Raw genomic sequence first — 6,812 nt, forward strand, 5'->3', positions numbered from 1 at the left:
TACAGCGATGGCGGAGACAGGGCCGCCGGACAAACGCGACACCGCCGCTCGCCCCTCCCCAGGGGGACGGCGTCGGCGCCCTCATCGAGGGAGAACGTCCGCCCGCAAGTCCGGCACGACACCACGCAAGGCCACCGAGGCAAGAGCGCCCGCCCAACGGCGCGCCGAACCGGCAGCCCCCGTACAGCCGCAACCAGGCGGCAAGCAAGCAACCAATCAGGCCTATGCCGCGATCGACCTCGGCACCAACAACTGCCGCCTGCTGATCGCCCGCCCGGAAGACGAAAACTTCACCGTTATCGATGCCTTCAGCCGCGTGGTCCGGCTTGGCGAGGGGCTGGCGCAGACCGGCCGCCTCAGCAACGAGGCGATGGACCGCGCGCTCGGCGCGTTGCGCGTCTGCGCCGACAAGCTGAGGAAGCGCAAGGTCTACCTTGCCCGCTCGGTTGCCACCGAGGCCTGCCGCCGCGCCAGCAACGGGGCCGAGTTCATCGAGCGCGTGCGCCGCGAAACCGGTATCGCGCTCAATGTCATCACCGCCGAGGAGGAGGCGCGGCTGGCCGTGCTCGGCTGCCATATCCTGCTCGAAAACGGACGCGGCCCGGCGGTGATTTTCGACATCGGCGGCGGCTCGACCGAGCTGGTGCTGATCGAATCGGGCGGTGCTGTGCCGCGCATTCTCGATTGGCAGTCGGTCCCCTGGGGTGTCGTCTCGCTGTCCGAGACGGTCGGCTGCGAACCGCACGAGCGCGATGGCCGAGTCGCCCGCTACGAGAACATGCGCAGGCTGGTGCGCGAAAGCTTCGCCGAATTTTCCGAGCGCATCGCTGCTCATCACACCGACGACCTGCGCCTGCTCGGCACCAGCGGCACGGTGACGACGCTCGCCAGCGTGCACCTCAAGCTGCCGCAATACGACCGCAAGGCCGTCGACGGGCTGATCGTGCCCGCCTTCGACATGCGCGCAATCTCCTCGGGGCTGGCGGCCATGTCGCCGGTCGAGCGCGGCAGGCTCGGCTGCATCGGCACCGAGCGCGCCGAGCTGGTGGTGGCTGGCTGCGCCATTCTCGAAGCGATTCTCGATATCTGGCCCGCCGAGAGGCTGGGCGTGGCTGACCGTGGCATTCGCGAAGGCATCCTGCGCTCGCTGATGGCCGCCGACGCCGAGGGGCAGGCGGCGCAACAGGCGCTTTATCGTCTGCGCCAGAAGGAGACCTATTGATGGCACGCGCAGGACAACAGGATTCGGTCAGGCGGCTGACCTCGAACAAGAAGCGCAAGGCCAGTTCGCAGAGCTGGCTCACGCGGCAATTGAACGACCCCTATGTGAAGCTCGCCAAGGAGCAGGGCTGGCGCAGCCGCGCGGCCTTCAAGCTGATCGAACTCGACGACCGCTTCGGCCTCGTGAAGGGCGCGAAGCGGGTGGTCGACCTCGGCTGTGCGCCGGGCGGCTGGTCGCAGGTGGTGAGGAAGCGCGCGCCGCAAGCGGCGGTGGTCGGCATCGATCTGCTTGAGGTCGAGCCGATCGAGGGCGTGACGATCTTCCAGCTCGACTTCATGGCCGACGAAGCGCCGGGCCTGCTGACCGATACGCTCGATGGCGCGCCCGATCTGGTGATTTCCGACATGGCCGCGAACACCGTGGGCCACAAGCAGACCGACCACCTGCGCACCATGGCGCTGGTGGAGACCGCGGCGCACTTCGCGGTCGAAGTGCTGGCCGAGGGCGGCAGCTTCGTGGCGAAGGGCTTTGCCGGGGGCACCGATGCCGAATTGCTCGCGCTGCTCAAGCGGCACTTCAAGACGGTGAAGCACGCCAAGCCGCCCGCCAGCCGCAAGGGCAGTTCGGAGTGGTTCGTCGTGGCGCAGGGCTTCAAGGGCCGCGCTCAGGACGACGAGGGCAGCGAGGGCTGACCCTTCGCAACTCCGCCAGGGACACAACGAAAAAGGGCCGGGAAATCCCGGCCCTTTTTGCATTGTCTGATTGTGATCAGCCCCGGATCAGGCCGGTTCGTCAGCCGCGACCTGCTGCGCCTCGGCATCTTCCTCGGCGGTGGCTTCTTCGCTCACGACTTCACCGTCGGTCGCCGCCTCGTCACCTTCGGCAGGCGCTTCGGCTTCGGGAGCGGGCAGCTCGGGGCCGCCGCCGTTGGTCAGCATGAACAGCATGATGTTCGCGCGATCCTCAGCCGAGGACAGGCCAGCGAAGCTCATCTTCGTGCCATCGGCAAAGGCGCGCGGGCTGGTCAGCCAGTGGTCCATGTTCTCATAGGTCCAGTCACCGCCATGGCCCGAGAGCGCGCTCGAATAGGCGAAGCCCGGCTCGTGCTTGCCGATCGGCTTGCCGAGAATGCCATAGAGATTCGGGCCGATACCATCGGCACCGCCCTGGGTGATGGTGTGGCAGGCCATGCACTTGGCGAAGACCGCTTCGCCCTTGGCAGCATCGCCGGTGGCAAGCAGAGTCGCCAGCGACGGGCCCGCGTCGGCCCCTTCCGCATTCTCGTTCGCCACGATGAGGAAGCCCGGATTCTCCGGAGACTCGGCCTTATCGGCGTGGAAAATACGCGAACTGACCGCAGTCAGCCCGAGTGCGATGACGCCGGAGAAAAGAACCCAGCCAAAAATAGTGTTGAGACGATCGCCCATAGTCCGGTCGCGTTTCTGCTTGTGTTGCCCGATTTCGTAGGCGCTCTAGGGGCTGGTTGCCCCATGTGCAAGACCCGAAAGGCGCTTCATTGACGCTTGGCAGCGATGCCATGCCCGGCTACCGGCTCTGCCGCTATGGATTCCTTCCCCGCTCCCGCCCTGCGTCTGGTCGAACAGATGCGCGCCGCCGCCGCCGAAAATCCTGCGCGCGCGATCGCCTTTCAGGGCGCGCCCGGCGCCAATTCGCATCGCGCGGCGATGGAATATGCGCCCGAGTGCCTGCCGCTGCCCTGTTTCAGCTTCGCCGCCGCGCTCGATGCGGTGTCCGAAGGGCGCGCCGGCTGCGCGATGATTCCGATCGAGAACTCGCAGGCGGGCCGCGTCGCCGATATTCATTTCCTGCTGCCGGAAAGCGGGCTGTTCATCGTCGGCGAATATTTCATGCCGATTCATCACGCACTGATGGCGCTGCCACAGGACGACGGCAGCTTCGGCCCGTTCACCGCCGCCTTCTCGCACCCGCATGCCCTCAGTCAGAGTCGGCGCTATCTGATGGAGCGCGACATGGTGCCGCTGAGCCATGCCGATACGGCCGGCTCGGCAGCCCACGTGGCCGAGCTGGGCGACCGCTCGGTCGCGGCCATCGCACCCGCCATCGCCGCCGACCTCTATGGCCTGTCGATTGTCGATACCCGCGTCGAGGATGCGGATGACAACACCACCCGCTTCGTGGTGCTGGCGAAGGAGCCGCTCGATCCGGCGAGCCTTGCCGGGCAGGATGCGATCACCACCTTCGTGTTCGAGGTCAAAAACGTGCCCGCCGCGCTTTATAAGGCACTGGGGTGCTTCGCCACCAACGGCGTCAACATGACCAAGCTGGAAAGCTACCAGCAGGGCGCGAGCTTCGCGGCGACCCGGTTCTACGCCGATATAATGGGCGCGCCGGGCGAGGCCCCGGTCGACCGGGCACTGGAGGAACTCGACTTCCACGCCAAGGACGTGGCGATGTTCGGCACCTATCGCCAGGCCCGCGCAAGGGGTTGAGCGCCGCACACCGCCCGGTCATTGCCTCGCGTCCGGTCCCATGCCAGAGGTGGCAGACGTGAGCACGGGATCGGGAAGCGAGGCGCTGGTGGCGCAGGGCGATGAGCTGGCCGAGGCCTATGCGCAGATGCGGGCCGACACGCAGACGCAGTTCGCGCCGGTCGAAATGCCCGCCCCCGAAAACAGCGAGCCGCCGCAGTGGCTCAAGGATCTGCTCGAATGGCTGGGCGATCTGTTCAAGCCCGTGGCACAGGGCCTCGTCGAAGGCTGGCCGGTGATCAAATGGGTGCTGATCGCGCTTGGCGTGGCGCTGTTGGTCTTCCTGCTGTGGCGGCTGTTCGCGCCCGATCTGTTCGCCCGCCGCTCGCGCACGGCCACGCCGCAGGACGACTGGGTGCCCGATAGCAGGGCGGCGCTGGCGCTGCTCGAAGACGCCGACCGACTCGCCGCCGAAGGCCGCTTCGACGAGGCCACGCACCTGCTGCTGCAACGCTCGGTCGGCCAGATCGCCACGGCGCGGCCCGATCTCGTCGACCCGTCGAGCACCGCGCGCGAACTCGCCGCCGAACCGGCGCTGCCCGAGGGCGCGCGAAAAGCCTTCGGCGTGATCGCGCAGCGGGTCGAGCGCAGCCTGTTCGCCTTGCAGCATCTGGGGCAGGACGACTGGCAGGCCGCCCGCGACGCCTATGCCGAGTTCGCCCTCGCCCGCCTGACGGGCAGCGCGCTATGAGCCATGCGAAAAGCCCGTTCCGCCCCGGCACGGTGGCGCTGGTGCTGCTGGTGGGCGCGGTCTCGTTCCTGCTGCTGCTGTTCGCCATGGCCCACGGGCTCGACGGATCGAGCGAGCGCGATGGGCGGGCGCATGCGAAGTCGCGCGGGCTCGATGGCTATGCCGGGTTCGTCAGCCTGCTGGAGAACAGCGGGCACACGGTGTCGCTGAGCTATTCGGAAGGCAATCTCGACGATTACGGCCTGCTTGTCCTCACGCCGCGCTTCGACACCGATGGCGAGGAACTGGCCAAAATCATCGAACAGCGGCGCTATATGGGGCCGACCATGCTGGTCCTGCCCAAGTGGATCGCGATGCCGATCCCCGATTCGGTGCCGGTCGAGGCGGAGCCGGGCTGGGTCGTGCTGGCGAATGCGACGACCCCGTCGTGGTTCGACGCGCTCGGCCTTGGCGAAGGCGCCGAACTGGCCATCGGCGAGACCGGCGGCTTCTCCGGGCTCGGCTACGAAGGCACGCTGCCCGATGGCACCAATGTCATGGCGCTGGTCGAACCGGGCGAAAGCACGATCGAGCCGCTGGTGGTCGACCGCGAGGGCGATATGCTGGCGGGCCTGCTCTATGCCGACGACGACGCCTGGCCGCTGGTGATCGTGTTCGAGCCCGATCTGGTCAACAATTGGGGCATGGCCGACGAAACGCGCGCGCGGCTGGCCGACGCGTTTGTCCACGCGGCGGAGGAGGACGAGGATCTCGCCCTCACCTTCGACATGACGCTGCCTGGCCTCGCCAAGACCGAGAACCTGCTCACGCTCGCCTTCACCCCGCCGTTCCTTGCCGCGACCCTGTGCCTGATCCTTGCTGCCTTGCTGGTGGCATGGCGCGCGTTCCAGCGCTTCGGCCCGCCCTTCGCCGAAGCTCCGGCCATGGCGCAGGGCAAGCGCCAGCTCGCGATGAACGGCGCGGCCTTGCTTGCGCGGCTCAAGCGCTGGCACCTGCTCGGCGCGCCCTATGCCGCGCTGGTGGCGCAGCGGATCGCCAGCCGCCTGTCGCTGCGCGAGCCCGAGGGCGAGGCCCGCGAACACGCCATCGACCGCGCGCTGATCCGCGCCGGACACGAGGGCGAGAGCTTCGGCCACTGGGCCACGATATTGCGCGAGGCAAGCAAGCCCGCTGACATCCTGCGCGCCAGCCGCGCACTCAGATCAATCGAAAGGACGCTGACCCCATGAGCATGACGCTGGAAGAGACCGCCGAACTGGCGAGCGCCATCCGCGCCGAGGTGGCGAAGGCCGTGGTCGGCATGGACGAGCCGGTCGACCATCTGCTGATCGGCCTGATCGCGCAGGGCCACGTCCTGCTCGAAGGCCCGCCGGGCACCGCCAAGACTTTCCTCGCCCAATGCTTCGCGCGCGCCAGCGGGCTCGACTTCGGGCGCATCCAGTTCACGCCCGATCTGCTGCCGGGCGATATCCTCGGCTCCAACCTGTTCAACTTCCAGACCTCGAGCTTCACCCTCACCCGCGGCCCGATCTTCTGCGAGCTGCTGCTGGCCGACGAGATCAACCGCACCCCGCCCAAGACGCAGGCCGCGCTGCTCGAAGCGATGCAGGAGCGCAAAGTCACGCTCGACGGCGAGGCGCACCCGCTCAGCCCCAATTTCATGGTGGTGGCGACGCAGAACCCGATCGAGAGTCAGGGCGTCTATCCGCTGCCCGAGGCCCAGCTCGACCGTTTCGCCTTCAAGCTGCTGGTGCCCTACCCCAGCGCGGAAGAGGAGGCGAAGATCGTGGCCCGCTTCGGCGCGCGTAGCGGCGCGCCGAAGGCGGACGATTTCGGTGTGGCCATGGTGGCCGGGGCCGAGGCCATTGCCGCCGCGCAGGAAGCCGCCAAGACCGTCACGCTGTCGGACGAGATCGTCGGCTATACCGTCGCGCTGATCCGGGCGACCCGCGACCATGCCGATATCGCCAGCGGCGCAAGCCCGCGCGCCGCCGTGCTGCTCGCCAATGCAGCCCGCGCCCGCGCCGCTCTGGAAGGCCGCGACTACGTGGTGCCCGACGATGTGAAGGCGCTCGCCACGGCCACTCTGCGCCACCGCCTGCTGCTCAGCCCCGCCGCCGAGATCGAGGGGCGAAAGGTCGAGGATCTGGTCGCCCAGCTGATCGAACAGACCGAGGCTCCGCGATGATCATCCTCCCCGATACGGGGAGGGGGACCAGCCGCAGGCTGGTGGAGGGGCAGGTGCCGCCTGTTCCGCCTGTGCCCCTCCACCATGCTACGCATGGTCCCCCTCCCCCAGTGGGGGAGGATGTGTGAAACGCTTCCGCCTGCCCGGCCTGCCCTTCGTGCCGACAGCGCGCGCGCTGGTGCTGCTGGGCCTGCTCGCGCC

At 68.0% G+C, this 6,812-nt stretch carries 7 protein-coding genes; 6 read left to right on the top strand and 1 reads right to left on the bottom strand.

Features of this window, described 5'->3' with window-relative positions; genetic code table 11:
* Positions 1–7: 7 nt before the first annotated feature.
* Both D2V17_RS17150 and D2V17_RS17155 read left to right on the top strand, forming a co-directional pair.
* The gene (locus D2V17_RS17150) at positions 8–1,222 is read left to right on the top strand and encodes a Ppx/GppA phosphatase family protein (protein WP_119594230.1); all 1,215 of its coding nucleotides are present in this window, start codon (positions 8–10) and stop codon (positions 1,220–1,222) included.
* Positions 1,222–1,914 (top strand): RlmE family RNA methyltransferase, encoded by a 693-nt coding sequence (locus D2V17_RS17155; RefSeq protein ID WP_119594232.1) that lies wholly within the window; start codon positions 1,222–1,224, stop codon positions 1,912–1,914. Before D2V17_RS17150 ends, D2V17_RS17155 begins: the two co-directional genes overlap by 1 nt.
* An 87-nt stretch (positions 1,915–2,001) precedes the next feature.
* On the opposite strand, the gene D2V17_RS17160 is transcribed toward D2V17_RS17155, so the two are convergent.
* Positions 2,002–2,649, bottom strand: a complete 648-nt coding sequence (locus tag D2V17_RS17160; RefSeq protein WP_119594234.1) for a c-type cytochrome — start codon at positions 2,647–2,649, stop codon at positions 2,002–2,004.
* A 135-nt stretch (positions 2,650–2,784) separates the two neighbouring features.
* On the opposite strand from D2V17_RS17160, the gene D2V17_RS17165 reads away from it, so the two are divergent.
* From D2V17_RS17165 to D2V17_RS17180, 4 genes are read left to right on the top strand one after another with little or no spacing between them, the layout of a single operon-like run.
* A complete protein-coding gene (locus tag D2V17_RS17165; protein WP_119594236.1) occupies positions 2,785–3,693 on the top strand; it encodes a prephenate dehydratase in 909 nt (302 codons plus the stop codon).
* Positions 3,694–3,751: 58 nt separating this feature from the next.
* Positions 3,752–4,423, top strand: coding sequence for a hypothetical protein (locus tag D2V17_RS21455; RefSeq protein WP_191229261.1), 672 nt, complete (start codon positions 3,752–3,754; stop codon positions 4,421–4,423).
* A complete protein-coding gene (locus D2V17_RS17175) occupies positions 4,420–5,652 on the top strand; it encodes a DUF4350 domain-containing protein (protein ID WP_119594238.1) in 1,233 nt (410 codons plus the stop codon). The genes D2V17_RS21455 and D2V17_RS17175 overlap by 4 nt, the downstream gene beginning before the upstream one ends.
* Before the next feature lie 2 nt (positions 5,653–5,654).
* Positions 5,655–6,611 carry an AAA family ATPase gene (locus tag D2V17_RS17180; protein WP_119594240.1) on the top strand — a complete coding sequence of 319 codons (957 nt, stop codon included), beginning with the start codon at positions 5,655–5,657 and terminating at the stop codon, positions 6,609–6,611.
* Positions 6,612–6,812 lie beyond the last annotated feature (201 nt).

It is taken from the genome of Aurantiacibacter xanthus (assembly GCF_003584015.1).
Taxonomy (GTDB): domain Bacteria; phylum Pseudomonadota; class Alphaproteobacteria; order Sphingomonadales; family Sphingomonadaceae; genus Alteraurantiacibacter; species Alteraurantiacibacter xanthus.